Genomic DNA, 15,224 nt, shown 5'->3' with positions numbered 1-15,224 from the left:
ATCAGTCCACTCGGTAAGCCACCACCTGGTTTTCCATAAGCAGCGGGACAATGACCAGGTGTTTTTCAGGCAGGTAGTAAAAATCGGCTGAACTCTTCTTTAATGGCAGTGACTTTTCAATATGACCACTTTTATTGATCAGTAAAAGCTCGCCTTTGAGAAAGTCGCTGACCAGCCATTTGTTTTTGGCATAACGGGCAATGCCGTCCAAATTAAGCCATGGGCCTTCATGATCGAGCGTCTCGATCTGTTGGGTTTTCAGGGATATTTTTTTGAGGTTGCCGGAGGTTTCCGTGGTGAAATCGTCTTTGGGATTCCTGCCCCAGCTGGCCACATAAAGATGAGTCTTATCCGCCCAGAGGCCATTGGGCGAATTCAGTTCGGGATCTTCCAGCCATATTTTCAGTTCGCCATCTTCCAGGGTATAAATACAGTTGCCAGTCCAATCCGAGACAAAGACTTTCCCCGCTTGATTGATAGCAATCCCGTTGAGCACTCGGGAATCGCTCGCCTCGTAACGGGCCACTATCTTGCCGCTGTCAACATTGATGACCACCAGCTGCTTGACGTCGGCGACATAGAGCTTGTTTTTGTACAGGGCAAGTCCTTTTGGCGAATGCAGGCCGGTAATCCAGTCCACATCGATCAACTTGCCGTTGCCGTCAAGTAAACTGATGCTGCCATTGCCATCCTGCTCCATGACGCCGCCATTCACATTTGAAACATAGTATCGGTCATGGGCGATATCATATTCGGCCGATTCCGGCATTTTGAATCCTGAAGTGCTCCAGACTATTTCAGCAGCAAGCGCCTGGCAAGTAAAAATCAATCCAGCCAGCGTAGTTACAACTTTAAACGTTTGTCTCATTACAAAACTCTTATTGATATTGGGAACTATACGGGCAAAACTTACTGGAGAAGCACGTCGGCCACGCCTCTCATGTCGGAGGCTATGATGTCCGGCTTCCTGGCCAGCGGGCATCTGTCCTAACTGCTTGTCGTGCGGGCGAAGGACTGCCTAGCCTTCGCCGACTGCCTGCGCGAATACATTCAGCGGATTAGTCAGGATGAGCGATCCAAGCGACGTGGCGGCCAGTATGAACTTTCGCCTACTGAAGGACCTATTCATTTCACTGTTCCAGTCTGATCACCGGCACTGCGAGGTTCCTCCCAGGTTCGAGAAGCGAACATTGCATCCACCGGCGTATGGAAAAGGTGGTTGGTATAATTGCTCAAGGTTTTGACGGCAATGGCCAGAATGATCTCCAGAATCTGCCGTTCACTATACCCGGCGGCAAGAAACGCCTCGACATCACGAGTTTGCGGCAAACCGCGCTGCTCGACCATCACCCGGGTAAACTTGGCCAATGCCGACAGCCTCTCATCAGGGAGCGCTGTATCGTTGCGGATGGCGTCAGTCACTGCGCTTGGTACGTTCGACATTTTGTCTGCAACGAAACTGTGTGCCGCCATGCAATACTCGCAGCCGTTCAACCGACTGATCGTCAGGAACACGACCTCCTGTTCCGCCGGCGTGAAGCCGGATTCCGCCCGGAAGGCCGCGTAGCCCTGCTGGTACATATCAAACAGCCCTGGCGAGTTGGCCATTCTTGCATACATGTTCGGAATGAAGCCTAGTTTTTCCTGCGCCTGCTGAAGGCCCGTCCTGGCTTTCGGCGCAGCGTCTTCAATCGTTTTTGCTGTCAACTTCAGTTTATAGTCTGCCGACATGATTTTCTCCATAATGATCGTTGATAAAATTTTCTTGTACCTCCTCTACAGGCGGGAGGGCGTCATCCGGGCGCATCGAGAGACTGTTGCCGTGAGCCGCTCAGAAATTCATCCAGCTTTCTGAACATCCGCTTCATCATCACCGTCATCACGGGATTCATGAACAGCGCATCCATGCTCTTCCCAAAGAAACCGAATGTGGTCGTGTATTCGATATCGATATAGACTTCCGACGTTTCCGCCCCGATAGCGCGTACGCCGAAAGTGGCCAAGGAACGCTTCATCAACGGCATGGTCGTTTCATAGATATCCACGGTATAGGACTGATTTTCCTGCCAGTCCAGCACCCGTTCTTTGAGCTGAAAGCCGCCCATGTTCATTTCACAGATACGTACTGCCCCAACGCCGCAGCTCTGTTCACCCTCGATATAAGATTTACCGATCATCGGATGGATGCGGTGGATGTTGCCGTAATCCTTGAGCCATGCCCATACTTGGTCCGCAGGGTGGTTGAAGGTTTGCTTAAGATGAATTTGTCCCATGATTTTTCCTTATCTAAACTTAAAGTGTTTCGATTTACGGGGTATGGCAATACTTCGATCTGTTGCATGCCTTGCCTTGATCTTGATGCTGAAAGATCAAGTTGCCGAGAATCTTTCTGAACAATTGCGCTCCTCAATTTTGGTGCATTATCTGCTAGACTGAACATCTACAAATTTTCGCTATTGAGCGAGAAATTCGTGGATAAAGATTAAGGGACTCCGGATCGTTTTCCCATGCTCAGGATTCCGGAATTTATGTGCGTTAGTTCGGGAGAAGGATTTGGATGCGTTGACTTCACTGATCAATGGCTTGAGTTTGCATGCCAAACTTGCTTATTCGGGTGGTTTTTGTGGTCGCTGGCTGATTGATCACAACTCTGATCAATCGATCTGGTTTCATCTTGTCAGCAAGGGAAGGAGCTGGGTGCATTCGCTCAGTTGGCAAACGCCGCTTGCGCTGGAAGACGGCGACTTGGCTTTATTCCTGCCCCATGCGGCAAAACATTATCTGTCCTATAGCGGTGATCATCTGCCGGCTGATGCAACGGCCACCCTAACCACAACCTGGGAGGCAGGAGACACCGGGTTCGTATGCGGGGAAATTGAGCTGGGCCTGCCGAAATCGGCGTTATGGCAAGCGTTGCCCGCTGAGATTGTCATCAGAAAATCTCAGGCCGGCGAGATACTGGGAAAGCTGATCGAGCTTATTGTCAGTGAGTCAGCCGGCAACCGCTTTGGCAGCGGCTCCGTTGTTGAGCGCCTCTGCGACAGCATTTTTGTCTTGGTGGTGCGTCATTGTCTTGACGAAGGCCTGGTACATCGAGGCGTGTTTGCGGCGATGCAGGACAGCCGACTGGAAACCGTGCTCGGACTGATGCATCAGGAACCGTGGCAGCCCTGGACAATTGCCGAACTCTGCTCGCGTGCAGGCATCTCCAAAACGGTGCTTTCTGAAAAGTTTACCGAGCTGATCGGGGCTTCGCCCATCGAATACCTGGTCTCGTGGCGCATGCAGATCGCTGCACACTGGCTGAAAGAGCCCGATATGACCATAGAACGGGTCGCCGAGCGTTGCGGTTATGATTCGGCATCAGCCTTCAGCAAGGCATTCAAGCGGTCTTTCGGGTTTTCCCCCGGCGTATATCGACGTGGACAGCAGGAAACAAACCATCAGGTGTAGCAACTGCCCGCGCTTGATCATGTTCGGTATGGTCGCTAATCCAATAAATTTTTGTAAGGTTTCATGCTGTTCTTGCGACTGAAGGCATATCGTAGTATGACTCAAGGAGCGTTCTCATGCGCACAAGCTTCTTATTCGCCGGCGTTGGCGTTCTGGCCTATGCAGACTGCGCCAGCGCTAATTTCAGAGGCTTCATGAATTTGCCGGGAAGCGGCTATGCCCGTCACGTCCAAGTATCGGGCGACAAATCCTGCCGCTTCGGTTTGTTCGATGACACATCGGTACTCCATGCTGGCACTGTCAGGGAGGCCGGCGCATGTTAGTGAAAGCCGGGGCTAAAGCCACCGGACTGTTGACAGAAGCCCTGCTGGCCGAACATCGTCCGGTACTGTTCCGCTATGCCTTGCTGCAACTGCGCGATGACGAACTGGCCGACGATGCCGTGCAAGAGACCTTATTGGCCGCCTGGCAATCGGCATCGACGTTTGAAGGCAAAGCCGGCTTACGGACCTGGCTGATCGGCATTCTGAAACATAAGATCGCCGATCACTGGCGGCGTAGCGGCCGGGAAATCGTCACCTCGGACATCGGCTTTACCGATACCGATGAGAGTGATAGCGACGAAGACGATTTTTTCATGAGCAACGGCCAATGGAATGGCGGCCCGAGTGCCTGGAACGATCCGGAAGCAGCCCTCAGGCAGCAGGAATTCTGGGGCATCTACGAAACATGTCAGAACAATCTGCCGCCAAAGATGGCCCAGGTCTTCATGCTGCGGGAACTGGTCGGCCTGGAAGCCGACGAAATCTGCCGCGAAACCGGCCTCAGCGATGCCAATTACTGGGTCATCATGCATCGTGCCCGGCTGCGGCTGCGCGAATGTCTGGAAATGCGTTGGTTTAATCAATCGAAACGAAATAAGGAGAAGCGTCATGCGTAGCTGCCGCGACATTACGGCGCTGGTATCCCAGGGCCTGGACAGAAAACTCAGCTTGGGCGAACGTCTGGCCATCAATTTGCATATCATGATGTGTTCCCGCTGCCGAAGCTTCCAGCGCCAGACCCGGTTCATCCGCAAGGCCGCCCGGCGCTATACCGAACACTTGCAAAGCCGCTCGGGCAAAAAAACATAAAGCAAATGACGAAACAGATCATATGGCAGTCCACGCTAACCTGTCCGGTATGCGGTTACCGAAAAACCGAGACGATGCCTCGCGATGCCTGCCAGTGGTTTTATGAATGCCAGGGCTGCCATGCCTTGCTGAAGCCAAAGCCGGGCGATTGCTGCGTATTCTGTTCCTATGGCAGCGTTGCCTGTCCGCCGGTTCAACGGAGTGACGGACAGGCCGGCTGCTGCCGGTAATGCCATTCCCGATTCAAAGCCAGTTTCTTAAACGCTGCGGCCAGCTCTTGCCGCTACCTTCTCCGACCGACAGATACGGCAGCGATTCATCCAGCAAGCGAGCCAGCAAGTCATGATCGATCAGGGCTTGCAGATCCTGGGCATGGGTTGATTTCATAGGCCGCCTTCCTTGGATTAGGTCAATTTGATTCGGCAGCTGATAAGGTTATCTGTGTTAAGTCGCGAACCAGTGAAGCTTCCTCATCCCACCACCTGAAAAAATTTTTTCCGACATGAATGACATGGGCGGGCCAAATAATTTTGTAAGGACTAAACAACCACCCGCTCAAGCGGGTGGGTTCGAATAATGGACTGAAAGTCCGGATACGCGTCGACTAAACGACGCGTCTTAATCAGGCGCCATTTTAAAATTATCGTTTGGACTAGGTTCAAAGTGATGCTCCAATACTGTTTGATCATCTCATCGGTCATCTGGCCAACGGTGGCGCAAAAATAACCGCGCGCCCAAAAATGTCTTCTCCAGTACCGCTTTCTTCAAGTGCGGAAACTCCTCCTCACTACGCCTTTTATAATTCGTATCTCAAACGCTTCGCAGGTTTGGCGCACCAAGTCTCTTGCTCGCTCTGCTATTTCACCACTCGGCACTTTGTAACGATACTTGGTTACCCAAACAAAATGGTACTCAATTTGATAAACCGTATGGCTGCCATATCTATAGTCCATTGCCACCGCCTTGGCCAGATTATCGCAGCTAAAGCTGACCGGCTAAAGCCGGTGGTTTAAACCTTATGATGGAAAATTAAAAAAACGCCTCGACTGATAGGGCAGGAAGGCACTGTTGCTTGTCCTGATCACATATCAAACCCTTGGAGAATCCTTGATGAACAAAAAAACCTTATCCCTGACTTTGAGCAGCGCCCTGGCTTCGACATTGCTGAGCACAGCGCCCGCTATTCAAGCCGGCGAAAATCCGTTTGCGATGTCCAGCATTAACCAATCTCAACAATTGGCGGCCGCCGATGATAAATCCGCTGAAGGCGGTTGCAGCGGCAAAGTGGCTGAAGGTAAGTGCGGTGAAGGCAAATGCGGCGCCAACAAGATGAAAGGCGCCGAAGGCGGTTGCAGCGGCAAAATGCCGGAAGCCGGCTGTAGCGGCAAGATGACCGAAGGCGGTTGCGGCGCCAAAACCGAGTAGTAAGCCGGAGTAACCGCCGATGATCACCTCCAATCCATTTGGTCTGGCCGGCTCCGGTCTAGGATTGCGCCGCGCGCTGTTGCCGGCGCTACAAGCCGGTATGCCGGGCAACATCGATTTTTTCGAAGTCTCGCCGGAAAACTGGGTGGGCGTCGGCGGTCAGTTGGGCAAGCAGTTTCGCCGCCTGACCGAGCGCCATCGTTTCGTGGCGCACGGTCTGGCGTTGTCGCTGGGCGGTCCGGCACCGCTTGATACCGCGTTTTTAAGCGAGCTAAAACAGTTTCTCGCTCATCACGATTTTGCCTTGTACACCGAGCATCTGAGTTTTTGCAGCGACGAAGGACAGTTGTATGACTTATACCCAATTCCATTTACCAGTGAGGCGGTCAGGCATGTTGCCGGTCGCATTCGTCAGACTCAGGATATTCTCGAGCGGCACATCGCGCTGGAGAATGCCTCGTACTACCTTCAGCCGCCACAGGCGGAGATGGACGAGCTGACTTTCATCAACGCCGTATTGACCGAGGCTGATTGCCATCTGCACCTGGACGTCAACAACATATACGTCAACAGTGTCAATCACGGCTACGATCCGGTGGCGTTTTTGCGTGGCTTGCCGGGCGAGCGCATCGTCTACGGGCATGTCGCCGGCCATGATAGGGAGCCTTCCGGGTTGATTATCGACACCCACGGTCAGAACACTATCGAGCCGGTGTGGGACTTGCTGGCTGAAGCCTATCGCTGCTTTGGCGTGTTTCCGACTTTAGTTGAGCGCGATAGCAACATTCCGCCGCTGGCCGAATTGTTGACGGAAGTTGAGCGCATACGTGCCTTGCAAAAGCACCATCTATATTGCCGCAACGCGGATGACATCAAGGGGGCGGCCGCATGAACCAGACACCGCTATTTCAACAACAGCAACGGCAATTGTTGCATTACTTGCGTCAGCCGCAAACCACACAGATTCCCGCCGGCTTTGCGCCGGAACGCCTGGCCGTGTATGCCGATCTGCTCTACAACAAATTCGACGAAAGTCTGACGGCCTGCTTTCCAGCCATTCACCGTATCCTGTCGCCAGCTGACTGGCGGTCATTGCTGCTGGATTTCATCGCCGGACATCGCTGCCTGACCCCGTATTATCGGCAGATTCCTGATGAATTCGTGCAATATCTGCAACAGGAACGCGATCGAGCCGATGATTTACCCTTCCTGGCAGAGCTTGCGCACTTCGAGTGGATCGAACTGCAGCTGTCGATCGCCGAGAGTGAACCGATCACGATCACACCACTGACCCGCGAGCAATTACTATCCGGCACAATTGTTTTTGCGCCGGTCATGCAGTTGCTGCACTACCAGTGGCCGGTGCAGGACATCGGCCCTCACGCTCTGCCTACTGAACCGCCCGCTGCGACCACCCATATCCTCGGCTTTTGCGACAGCGACGAGCAGGTACGGTTCATCGCCCTCAATCCGGCCACGGCCTATTTGATCGAGCTGTTAAATAACGGCCTGACCGGCGAACAGGCCCTGCAGGCGATGAGAGGCGAGCTGACGAATGCGCAGTTTATAGAATTAACCCGATTCGGTCTGAATACACTGCTCGATTTACACCACCAAGGCGCTATCATCGGCGTCCGCCCCACAAGTCATCCGGAGCATTACTCATGAACAATCTGACGACATCCTACTATGGTAACCGCTCTGCCAACCTTATTTCATCCGGCATCCAACAGGTTTGTGCCTTACCGGGCAGGCTTTCCTGCTGGTTTGACCGCAACGCGCATGGCCTGGCGCCGGTTTTTCCGAGATTGCTGCTGGCTTATGAATTTGGCGAAGCCGGTCTGGAAAAGCTCAATGGTGAAAACTGGTTTGCCGATTTGAGCTTTCCATTTCCCTTCAATTTGCTAACTGCCGATGTCAATTGGACCCTGGCGACAGGCCTGGAGATCATCGCCCCGCTTGCGCTAATCCTGGGCTTTATGACCCGGTTCTTCAGCGCCGCATTGATGATGCTGACTATAGTGGCTATCGCCGCTGTGCACTGGCCTGTCGAATGGCATTCTCTGGTCGAGTTATGGAAAGGTTACGCTATCACAGACCAGGGTCACGGCAATTTCAAACTACCGCTAATGTACTTGTTGATGCTGACCACGTTATTGTTCAGCGGTGCCGGACGGTTGAGCATCGATGCCTGGCTGCGTTTTCGCTTATGCCAGGAGTTAGAACACGCCTGAAGTTAGCTGTCAGGCAGGCGAGCAACTGGATGCGAAATCCGGCCGACATCAAAGCATTGTTCAACAATACACCGGATCCGGTGCGGGCAACAGAGTTGCGAGAAAAAATGCTGCGGGACGGGCTTCCCATTTAATGCCCGTTGCTGACCTGAAATCGTTGCAGATAATGTAAACCGGCGTGGATGGATTGCAAGTCCTTACAGGTATATTGTGGGCACAAACCCATAGGGCATAAATGAATTCGCACCTACAATTCCCTGATTTATTCCATGCCCATTACTAATGGCAATTTATCAGAATGAAATTTTACGTATGGAATTATCTTTAGAATTCCGAAAGCGAAAAGTCGAGTCTAAATCGGCTATCGAAGAAAAAAGTGCTGTGTCAGTGCTGACAAGCAGCGGATTTGCATCCAGCAAAATGGCATGATTTGATTTTTGTAAGCTATCAAATACCAGGTCAAACGCCGCATTATCGATTGGTGATGCAGCAGCAATCTTTTTCATTGACGCATTCAATACCTCAAGTATTTTTGACTTGTAATCAGCTATCGGGGGATAGGCAATCCGCTCAAGGTGCCTTGCCTGACTGGCCCCTACCCAGCAGCGTCCCACCATAAAACAACGAAATTCCGCCCAGGGTGGAAAATCAATCCAGTTGCGCACGATGATGGCCATCGGATGATGGTAATCTAGCGCCATGCGCAGATCCGCGGCGCAGCGCTCAGAGCCTTCAAGGATGATCGCCAAGGCTTGTGCGCCATCACGAATGCACAGGCCGTTGCGCAAGGCGTATATAGAATCTTTAGGACTGCGTGAGCTTAAGCGGATAAAACAGGCCCGGTTTTGTTTAGCGATAACGGCATCAAGGCGATGGGCTAGATGGATCAAGGGCTGCGTCGAGGCGGGCGTGAACCAATGCCTGAAGCCCATAATCTGGGCGCCAAGAGCATTCATTTCGATCCGATCAACAGGAACAATGTCATAGCCTGGCGCCAAATCTCTCCAGGCTTTAGGCCAAGCATCAATGAAAGTGGTTTTGGCGGCAGAAAAATCATAAGGGGGTAACCAGGCAACTCGCTGGTTATTAGCCATAAACGCGTCGCACCCAGGCTTCTAGCGATTCACCTTCGTCCGGCTCTTCATGCAACGCCAACAGAAACTCCACAAAAGAATTGGCAACATCGGCGATATTGTCGTAGCCGGGAAGTTCACCTGCGCCAATATCAGCTTGATAGTCGCGCTGCCAGAAATAAATTTTGCCAAGGTTATAGTCCTTAATGCCAATTAAAAACTGACTGTCCCCAGGATTACACGCAAAGCACAGGCAATCTTGAGGAATACGGTGTTTGTAATCATTCCAGATACGCAAAAAGTCCATATCAGGGGAAGAGTTAATCTCAGCAAACTCCTGAAGGCTCGCAGCCGGTCCAACTCGAGCCGCTTCAGACCCTGGTTTCCAATACAAGCGTACCCAGGCTGATTTATTAAGCGGTATGCTGCTTGGGCATGGCAAACCACCATTCCAGCGCAAATAATAACTGCGCAATTGTGCTGGAAGTTGCGTACCTAACTTTGCCTCAAGATCGTACAAATCCTTCTCGTTGATGGGTTCGCCAGGTTCTATTACATCAAAATTAATATTTTCAAGAACAAATTCAGCCATGGTTATTTCTAACTTAAATCTGGCGTTCAGTTTAAGGCAGTAATCGCTATTTTTCCGGGTAGACGCGCTTTACCCAGGCCTCAAGCGATTCACCCTCGTCCGGCTCTTCACGCAGCGCCAGCAGAAACTCCACAAAGGAATTGGCGACATCGGCGATATTGTCATAGCCGGGAAGTTCGCCTGCGCCGATGTCAGCTTGATAAGAACGTTCCCAAAAATAGATCTTGCCGAGGTTATAGTCCTTAATGCCAATTAAAAATTGACTACCCCCAGGATCGCGTGCAAAGCACAGACAATCTTGAGGAATACGGTGCTTGAAGTCATTCCAGGTATCAAGAAAATCGGTCCCGGGGATAGAAGAGTTAATTTTATACAAGCCTTGGAAGCTGGTAGCTGGGCCAACATGGGCTGCCTCAGCCCCTTCTTTCCAGTATAAACGAACCCAAACAGACTTATCCTCGGGGGTACTACTAGGAAGTGGTATACCACCATTCCAACGGAGATAATAACTGCGCAGTTGTGAGGGTAGCTGCGTACCTAACTTTGCCTCAAGATCGCTCAAATCTTTTTCGCTGATAGGTTCACCTGGAATTTCCACGTCAAAGCTAATGTTTTCAAGCACAAAGTCAACCATTTTTTCATTCTCCTAAAATTGCGTATCTTTTTTATAATTGTCTTTGCCAGAAACGATGCTTTCTCCACCAATATGTGCTGCACCTGATTCGGCTTTGTTGTGAACATCCGTTCTTACAAGCTGCATTGTTGCACCGTCTTCACAATGATGCCAAGTGTAGCCTTCAGGTGCATCTAACCCTCTGCCAGGCCATTTTTTATCTCCGAGCTTATCTTGCATAGCTTTTCTGGCCGCAGCAAAATCCGATTTATCTCCCTTCATTTCAATTTCAACTTTGCCTTCTCCTTTGGGATAAATCGAAGGAGGGTTGCTAGTCGAGAAATCCGGATAACCTTCCTTGTAATCCAGAGACACAGAGCCATTATCCGAAGTCCAGCGTGAATTGCCTTTTTCGCCTAAATTGCCTTTTGCGTCTGTCCACTTTCCCGACGTTGGCAACTGTGTCCCATATTGTTTAGGTTTTGGACATGTCGCACACTTCATTTTTTTTGCATATTTCTCAGTCGCTTCCTTGGCACGCCTGGCACGTTCAGCCGCTGCCGCCATTTTGCGTTGAGCAATACGAGCTGCGGCACTTTTGTAATGGTCGATGGTTTTTGCCAGCGCGGCGGCCTTTTTTTCGATATCCGCAATCGTTTCGGTTGTGCGGATAATTTTTACCGGTTTGGCTACGGCATCGCCCAGATAAGGCACGAAGCTGACACCGGACAGAAAAGCCCCCAGCCAATCACCTTCCGCAACACTCATGCCTAACGATACCGTATCTGCTGTGGGTGACGGATCAGCGATGCCGGCAATATCAGCAGTAGTTTTGGTTGTTTGCCATTCCTTGCTCTGGGTCAGTTCGGCAAGTTCCGTTTCAGCTTTTTTGAGAGATGTAACAGTATCGTCTTCAATGCGATTTAAGTATTGCCCCATCGCTTAGTTCCCTGCCTGATCATTATTACCCGATTCAATCCAGGCATTGGCGTCGTAAAACTTGGGGTGAGCAGCGCGTTCCCAGGCCGCATTAAGCTCGGGCGTATCGGCAAACAGCGCTTCCCAGCGTTCAGAAGGACTGAGCCGTGTGTCAGTTAAAAGCTTTTGCAAAACCGGTTCTTCATCGAAGTTGGGGGCTATTTCAAACATTACGCTGACAAAGCCCATCACCTGTTCATCTTTAGTCAAGCCGTATTTCCTGGCACGGGCGATAGCGACCCTGATCTGCTCCCTGACCAAACGCGGCGGAATGCCCCGGATTTCATCGGGCATGGTTTCAGCAATGAAATCCAGCAAGTGGTCGATAAAGCGTTCGGGATCATGCTGTAAGAATTGATCAAACTGGTTTGGCCTAAGAGTAAACATGTATTTTCTCCTCAGCCTCCGATCATCACCGTAGGGCACCCTCCCGCAATCACCCCGCCATGCGCGGTCATATCGCCCATTCTGGCGGCGGGCATACCGCCGATCATGACGGTGGCGGAGCCTTGCGCGATAGTGTCGGGCGGTCCCACGCAAACGCACATGTCGCCGACCCGGGCGGCGGGCATGTAGCCGATCATCACGGTGGAACAACCGGCGGCAACGGGGCCGCCGACATGCGGCACGGTGCCGGTGACCATGGGACAGGTATGCATATCGGTAACTCTGGCGGCGGGGGGCATAGACACTCCTTTATGATTAATTGAAATTTTGAAGGTCCGCGATGGACCTCACATCCTCAGGCCTTATCGACTATAACTTGCATCTGATCCAAAAAAAAGCGGGCCAGACGCTCGCCATCGTCTGTTTCGGCGAACCAGGTTTTGACCGGCCCGAAGAACGCCTCAGCCTGCGCGGCATCGCAGCTCGGCAGGAAAGCGCTCAGCACGCGCGGATCGTAATAGCGGAACAACAGGGATTTATGGCTTTCCGCGTCATAGACCATATTCAGCTTGCGCAAATGCCGGTGCAGGGTGCGAAAGTCGCAGCCGGCGACCGCGAATATGCCCCAATGCCTGCCCCACCCCCTGGCCGTAAGCCATTCGGTAAACGGCGTGTCCGGTTCCAGGCGGGCCAGATAAGGCGCGCATTCGGCGATATCCGGGGCCAGTTCGCCACGGTACAGGCAGGCGAATTCGGGCCGGTCGCCATACAGATGATCCAGCAACGCCGGATTGGATGCGCCGTCCAGGACCGCGTAGGCTTGCAGACCGGGGCTGGAAAACAACTGGCGAACCAGGTTTTTCTGTAATATTTCCGTTCTGTCGGATTTGATAGTCATGCCCGGAAACCTCAGGATTTATTGGCGCTGGCAGCGGCTGCGCACTTTTCGCAATACGGGGCGCCATTTTGCGCCGCCGTCTTCAAGACCATGGCGGAGGGGCCGTAAGTGACCGGTTTGGGCGGCCGCGAGGCGGCTTTGACGTCGTCGACCTGACCGGCTTTGTCCTGGTCCGCTTCCTTGGGCAATTTAGGCACATCCGGGGAACTGCCTGAACCTGAACCGGCCGACCCGCCGCTGTTGATCAGCACCGGCGTACCGGAGATCGTCACCCCCGAAGGCCCGACGACGATGAAGCCGCCGCCGGCTTTCAGGGTAATGCTCATGCCGGCTTCGATGACGACGTTCATGCCGGCTTTTAAATGGATTTCCTGGCCGGCATCGAGCGCGTGCTTCATGCCCACTTTTTCCTGCATGTCCTGGTCGGCCTTGATGGAAATGGTGCCGGTGACCGCGGCGTTGCTGTCGCCCTTGACCGTTGAGTGCCGATCACCGTCGATTTGTTCCATCAGGTCTTTTTTAACGATTGAATGCCGGTCGTTGCCGACCCATTCCAGGCTATCGTTTTTAACGCGGACATCCAGATTCCGCTCGGCATGGATAAATACCTGCTCCTCGCCTTTTTTATCGTCGAAGCGCAGTTCGTTGAATCCGTCGCCGCCCTTGGTGGAGTTGGTCTTGATCGTGCTGATGTGGGCATTATCGGGCAGTTTATACGGCGGCATCGCGCCATCATTGTAAACCCGACCGCTAATGATGGGTTGGTCGGGATCGCCTTCCAGAAAATCGACGAGCACTTCCTGGCCGATGCGAGGCAGAGCGATCATGCCCCAGTTTTTCCCCGCCCACGGCTGCGAAACCCGCACCCAGCAGGAGCTGTTTTCATCGGCTTTGCCATAGCGGTCCCAGTGAAACTGCACTTTAACCCGGCCATATTTGTCGGTATAGATTTCCTCGCCGGCGGGCCCCACCACTACAGCGGTCTGCGCGCCATGAACAAAAGGCTTGGGCGTGCCGCGCGGGGAGCGGAAAGGCCGTTTGTTATCCTGAACGGTAAAGCCGCAATCAAAGAGTTTCTCTTCGCCGGCGACACTGGAACCGGAAGCGTATTCGTCCAGCAGCAGATGGTAATCAGCCGAAATCACCAGGTATTCACGGTTCTGGTCCTTGCGCGGGCATTCCTGCAGCTTGAACCGGTAACCGACGGCCAGGCCACGGGCATTGCATTTGCCCTCGCAACGTTCGAAACGGGCATGCTGTTCCTCGATGCGCAGGCGAACAAAATTATCGCCGGCACTGGTTTCGGTATAGCGGCCGGGGTAATCGAAGAATTCATACTCGGCTCGGGCGTGGGGTTCCTTGAGCACCGATTTGACTCGCAGATTGGCTTTAGGCTTCTTGAAATCGTAATCGGTAAGTTCATAGGCACCCGGCTGGACTTCGTGCGTAAATGCCCAGGCGTGAATATGATCCTTGCGGGAACGGTCCGTTTTGCCGCTTTCGACATGATAGGGGATGTTCTCATAGCCGGGAAACGGGTCGTGGGCATTGCTGGAGTCGGCTAACACCAGGTAATGCTTGTCTTTTTCATGGGTGAAGTAATAGTAAATCCCCTCTTCTTCCATCAACCGACTGACAAAGTTGAAGTCCGTCTCGCGGTACTGCACACAATATTCGCGGCTGGCATAACTACCGCTCAGCTTTTCCTTGAAGTCGCTGAAACCATGCTCATGAAAAACCTGCTTGATGATGTCGGGGACGGATTGATTCTGGAATATCCGACAGTTGGAGGTGCGGGTGAGAAACCATAGCCATGGCCGGACTGTGACCAGATAACGGGCAAAGACATTGAGATCGCCGTATTGGCCAAACCGGCTGACATAGCCATTGAAGTAACGCCAACTGCCGTCTTCCAACTGTATCCGGGTGGTGATCATTTCACCCAGTAAATTGTCGGGATCGATGGCCCGATCTTCGCTCACCAGTTCAAGACGGTACTCGAACGGCTCGCTCAATCCCTCCCGGCCGAGCATTTGGTAAAACAACAGGGTATCTTCGGCTAGCGATGCAGTAAATACCTGGATCTTGCGGTTTTTTTGTGTAACTGCCATGTTTTGTTTCCTGGAACTAAAGTTCATTCAACACTGAGCGTCAGGCATAAGCGTCCGATACACCTTGCATCGGCAATACCTTTCTCTGAATGAGGTAAATATTAAAAAGCTGCCAAAAGTTAATGCAACCGATTTAGCGTACTTTGCGTCTTCCCTGCTCCGCCACCGTCACGGAACGCCAGGGAGCATAGTGCTCAGTCAGCCTTGTTCTGACGAATAAAATTTTCAGAGTGCGAATACCCTAAAGGGCACAAGTACCCATAGGGCATAAATAAATTCGCACCTACAATTTAACCGTCATAATTAAATTGACTGACTACTAACGTT

The 15,224-nt window shown here is 52.3% G+C and carries 21 protein-coding genes and 1 pseudogene; 9 read left to right on the top strand and 13 right to left on the bottom strand.

Going from position 1 to position 15,224, the window contains the following annotated elements; all coding sequences use genetic code 11:
- Position 1: 1 nt before the first annotated feature.
- The 3 genes from METMA_RS0116040 to METMA_RS25855 all read right to left on the bottom strand — a co-directional run bounded on the left by METMA_RS0116040 (position 2) and on the right by METMA_RS25855 (position 2,273).
- Positions 2 to 868 (bottom strand): NHL repeat-containing protein, encoded by an 867-nt coding sequence (locus tag METMA_RS0116040; protein ID WP_156830521.1) that lies wholly within the window; start codon positions 866 to 868, stop codon positions 2 to 4.
- A 257-nt stretch (positions 869 to 1,125) separates the two neighbouring features.
- The gene (locus METMA_RS0116035) at positions 1,126 to 1,731 is read right to left on the bottom strand and encodes a carboxymuconolactone decarboxylase family protein (protein WP_036253985.1); all 606 of its coding nucleotides are present in this window, start codon (positions 1,729 to 1,731) and stop codon (positions 1,126 to 1,128) included.
- A 62-nt stretch (positions 1,732 to 1,793) separates the two neighbouring features.
- The gene (locus tag METMA_RS25855) at positions 1,794 to 2,273 is read right to left on the bottom strand and encodes an SRPBCC family protein (protein ID WP_020160123.1); all 480 of its coding nucleotides are present in this window, start codon (positions 2,271 to 2,273) and stop codon (positions 1,794 to 1,796) included.
- Between the two features lie 280 nt (positions 2,274 to 2,553).
- Here METMA_RS25855 and METMA_RS0116025 point away from each other — a divergent pair, with 280 nt between their 5' ends.
- The 5 genes from METMA_RS0116025 to METMA_RS0116005 all read left to right on the top strand — a co-directional run bounded on the left by METMA_RS0116025 (position 2,554) and on the right by METMA_RS0116005 (position 4,816).
- Entirely contained in the window at positions 2,554 to 3,453 is a 900-nt protein-coding gene (locus METMA_RS0116025) for an AraC family transcriptional regulator (protein ID WP_020160122.1), read from the top strand.
- 116 nt (positions 3,454 to 3,569) lie between these two features.
- The gene (locus tag METMA_RS0116020; RefSeq protein WP_020160121.1) at positions 3,570 to 3,776 is read left to right on the top strand and encodes a hypothetical protein; all 207 of its coding nucleotides are present in this window, start codon (positions 3,570 to 3,572) and stop codon (positions 3,774 to 3,776) included.
- A complete protein-coding gene (locus tag METMA_RS0116015) occupies positions 3,770 to 4,393 on the top strand; it encodes a sigma-70 family RNA polymerase sigma factor (RefSeq protein WP_020160120.1) in 624 nt (207 codons plus the stop codon). Before METMA_RS0116020 ends, METMA_RS0116015 begins: the two co-directional genes overlap by 7 nt.
- A complete protein-coding gene (locus tag METMA_RS0116010; protein ID WP_020160119.1) occupies positions 4,386 to 4,586 on the top strand; it encodes a zf-HC2 domain-containing protein in 201 nt (66 codons plus the stop codon). The genes METMA_RS0116015 and METMA_RS0116010 overlap by 8 nt, the downstream gene beginning before the upstream one ends.
- A 5-nt stretch (positions 4,587 to 4,591) precedes the next feature.
- Positions 4,592 to 4,816: a GDCCVxC domain-containing (seleno)protein gene (locus METMA_RS0116005; RefSeq protein ID WP_020160118.1), complete on the top strand. Its 225-nt coding sequence runs from the start codon at positions 4,592 to 4,594 to the stop codon at positions 4,814 to 4,816.
- Positions 4,817 to 4,829: 13 nt separating this feature from the next.
- On the opposite strand, the gene METMA_RS27075 is transcribed toward METMA_RS0116005, so the two are convergent.
- The gene (locus METMA_RS27075) at positions 4,830 to 4,973 is read right to left on the bottom strand and encodes a hypothetical protein (protein WP_020160117.1); all 144 of its coding nucleotides are present in this window, start codon (positions 4,971 to 4,973) and stop codon (positions 4,830 to 4,832) included.
- Positions 4,974 to 5,204: 231 nt separating this feature from the next.
- Positions 5,205 to 5,545 (bottom strand): annotated as a pseudogene (locus METMA_RS26580) (transposase).
- 151 nt (positions 5,546 to 5,696) lie between these two features.
- Here METMA_RS26580 and METMA_RS0115995 point away from each other — a divergent pair.
- Genes METMA_RS0115995 through METMA_RS0115980 form a run of 4 tightly spaced genes read left to right on the top strand, consistent with a single transcriptional unit; the run spans position 5,697 to position 8,245 of the window.
- Complete coding sequence (locus METMA_RS0115995; protein ID WP_036253974.1) at positions 5,697 to 6,011, top strand: HvfA family oxazolone/thioamide-modified RiPP metallophore; 315 nt, start codon at positions 5,697 to 5,699, stop codon at positions 6,009 to 6,011.
- Between the two features lie 19 nt (positions 6,012 to 6,030).
- Positions 6,031 to 6,903 (top strand): HvfB family MNIO-type RiPP peptide maturase, encoded by an 873-nt coding sequence (locus METMA_RS0115990; RefSeq protein WP_020160115.1) that lies wholly within the window; start codon positions 6,031 to 6,033, stop codon positions 6,901 to 6,903.
- A complete protein-coding gene (locus METMA_RS0115985; RefSeq protein ID WP_020160114.1) occupies positions 6,900 to 7,679 on the top strand; it encodes an HvfC family RiPP maturation protein in 780 nt (259 codons plus the stop codon). Before METMA_RS0115990 ends, METMA_RS0115985 begins: the two co-directional genes overlap by 4 nt.
- A complete protein-coding gene (locus METMA_RS0115980) occupies positions 7,676 to 8,245 on the top strand; it encodes an HvfX family Cu-binding RiPP maturation protein (RefSeq protein ID WP_020160113.1) in 570 nt (189 codons plus the stop codon). The genes METMA_RS0115985 and METMA_RS0115980 overlap by 4 nt, the downstream gene beginning before the upstream one ends.
- Positions 8,246 to 8,538: 293 nt before the next feature.
- Here METMA_RS0115980 and METMA_RS0115970 read toward each other — a convergent pair whose 3' ends face one another.
- The 8 genes from METMA_RS0115970 to METMA_RS0115935 are packed head-to-tail and all read right to left on the bottom strand — an operon-like array spanning position 8,539 to position 14,897.
- Positions 8,539 to 9,339, bottom strand: a complete 801-nt coding sequence (locus METMA_RS0115970; RefSeq protein WP_020160111.1) for a cell division cycle protein 123 family protein — start codon at positions 9,337 to 9,339, stop codon at positions 8,539 to 8,541.
- Positions 9,332 to 9,910: an SMI1/KNR4 family protein gene (locus METMA_RS26575; RefSeq protein ID WP_084254145.1), complete on the bottom strand. Its 579-nt coding sequence runs from the start codon at positions 9,908 to 9,910 to the stop codon at positions 9,332 to 9,334. Before METMA_RS26575 ends, METMA_RS0115970 begins: the two co-directional genes overlap by 8 nt.
- A 46-nt stretch (positions 9,911 to 9,956) precedes the next feature.
- Complete coding sequence (locus METMA_RS0115960; RefSeq protein ID WP_020160109.1) at positions 9,957 to 10,544, bottom strand: SMI1/KNR4 family protein; 588 nt, start codon at positions 10,542 to 10,544, stop codon at positions 9,957 to 9,959.
- Between the two features lie 12 nt (positions 10,545 to 10,556).
- Positions 10,557 to 11,462, bottom strand: coding sequence for an HNH endonuclease (locus METMA_RS0115955; protein ID WP_020160108.1), 906 nt, complete (start codon positions 11,460 to 11,462; stop codon positions 10,557 to 10,559).
- 3 nt (positions 11,463 to 11,465) lie between these two features.
- Entirely contained in the window at positions 11,466 to 11,888 is a 423-nt protein-coding gene (locus tag METMA_RS0115950) for a hypothetical protein (RefSeq protein WP_020160107.1), read from the bottom strand.
- A gap of 11 nt (positions 11,889 to 11,899) precedes the next feature.
- Complete coding sequence (locus METMA_RS0115945) at positions 11,900 to 12,187, bottom strand: PAAR domain-containing protein (protein WP_020160106.1); 288 nt, start codon at positions 12,185 to 12,187, stop codon at positions 11,900 to 11,902.
- Between the two features lie 56 nt (positions 12,188 to 12,243).
- Positions 12,244 to 12,786 (bottom strand): DUF4123 domain-containing protein, encoded by a 543-nt coding sequence (locus METMA_RS24820; RefSeq protein WP_020160105.1) that lies wholly within the window; start codon positions 12,784 to 12,786, stop codon positions 12,244 to 12,246.
- A gap of 11 nt (positions 12,787 to 12,797) precedes the next feature.
- Entirely contained in the window at positions 12,798 to 14,897 is a 2,100-nt protein-coding gene (locus METMA_RS0115935; RefSeq protein ID WP_020160104.1) for a type VI secretion system Vgr family protein, read from the bottom strand.
- Between the last annotated feature and the right edge of the window lie 327 nt (positions 14,898 to 15,224).

The organism is Methylobacter marinus A45 (genome assembly GCF_000383855.1).
GTDB lineage: Bacteria > Pseudomonadota > Gammaproteobacteria > Methylococcales > Methylomonadaceae > Methylobacter > Methylobacter marinus.
The sequence above is the reverse complement of the archived record's forward strand: the minus strand, read 5'-3'. Positions and strand labels throughout refer to the sequence as shown.

Coding starts and splice junctions, on each gene's coding strand:
- METMA_RS0115990 (WP_020160115.1), top strand. CDS start 6,031: ATGATCACCTCCAATCCATTTGGTCTGGCCGGCTCCGGTCTAGGATTG.
- METMA_RS0115955 (WP_020160108.1), bottom strand. CDS start 11,462: ATGGGGCAATACTTAAATCGCATTGAAGACGATACTGTTACATCTCTC.
- METMA_RS25855 (WP_020160123.1), bottom strand. CDS start 2,273: ATGGGACAAATTCATCTTAAGCAAACCTTCAACCACCCTGCGGACCAA.
- METMA_RS0115960 (WP_020160109.1), bottom strand. CDS start 10,544: ATGGTTGACTTTGTGCTTGAAAACATTAGCTTTGACGTGGAAATTCCA.
- METMA_RS0116005 (WP_020160118.1), top strand. CDS start 4,592: ATGACGAAACAGATCATATGGCAGTCCACGCTAACCTGTCCGGTATGC.
- METMA_RS24820 (WP_020160105.1), bottom strand. CDS start 12,786: ATGACTATCAAATCCGACAGAACGGAAATATTACAGAAAAACCTGGTT.
- METMA_RS0115980 (WP_020160113.1), top strand. CDS start 7,676: ATGAACAATCTGACGACATCCTACTATGGTAACCGCTCTGCCAACCTT.
- METMA_RS0116015 (WP_020160120.1), top strand. CDS start 3,770: ATGTTAGTGAAAGCCGGGGCTAAAGCCACCGGACTGTTGACAGAAGCC.
- METMA_RS27075 (WP_020160117.1), bottom strand. CDS start 4,973: ATGAAATCAACCCATGCCCAGGATCTGCAAGCCCTGATCGATCATGAC.
- METMA_RS0115970 (WP_020160111.1), bottom strand. CDS start 9,339: ATGGCTAATAACCAGCGAGTTGCCTGGTTACCCCCTTATGATTTTTCT.
- METMA_RS0115935 (WP_020160104.1), bottom strand. CDS start 14,897: ATGGCAGTTACACAAAAAAACCGCAAGATCCAGGTATTTACTGCATCG.
- METMA_RS0116035 (WP_036253985.1), bottom strand. CDS start 1,731: ATGTCGGCAGACTATAAACTGAAGTTGACAGCAAAAACGATTGAAGAC.
- METMA_RS0115945 (WP_020160106.1), bottom strand. CDS start 12,187: ATGCCCCCCGCCGCCAGAGTTACCGATATGCATACCTGTCCCATGGTC.
- METMA_RS26575 (WP_084254145.1), bottom strand. CDS start 9,910: ATGGCTGAATTTGTTCTTGAAAATATTAATTTTGATGTAATAGAACCT.
- METMA_RS0116040 (WP_156830521.1), bottom strand. CDS start 868: ATGAGACAAACGTTTAAAGTTGTAACTACGCTGGCTGGATTGATTTTT.
- METMA_RS0116010 (WP_020160119.1), top strand. CDS start 4,386: ATGCGTAGCTGCCGCGACATTACGGCGCTGGTATCCCAGGGCCTGGAC.
- METMA_RS0115985 (WP_020160114.1), top strand. CDS start 6,900: ATGAACCAGACACCGCTATTTCAACAACAGCAACGGCAATTGTTGCAT.
- METMA_RS0115950 (WP_020160107.1), bottom strand. CDS start 11,888: ATGTTTACTCTTAGGCCAAACCAGTTTGATCAATTCTTACAGCATGAT.
- METMA_RS0115995 (WP_036253974.1), top strand. CDS start 5,697: ATGAACAAAAAAACCTTATCCCTGACTTTGAGCAGCGCCCTGGCTTCG.
- METMA_RS0116020 (WP_020160121.1), top strand. CDS start 3,570: ATGCGCACAAGCTTCTTATTCGCCGGCGTTGGCGTTCTGGCCTATGCA.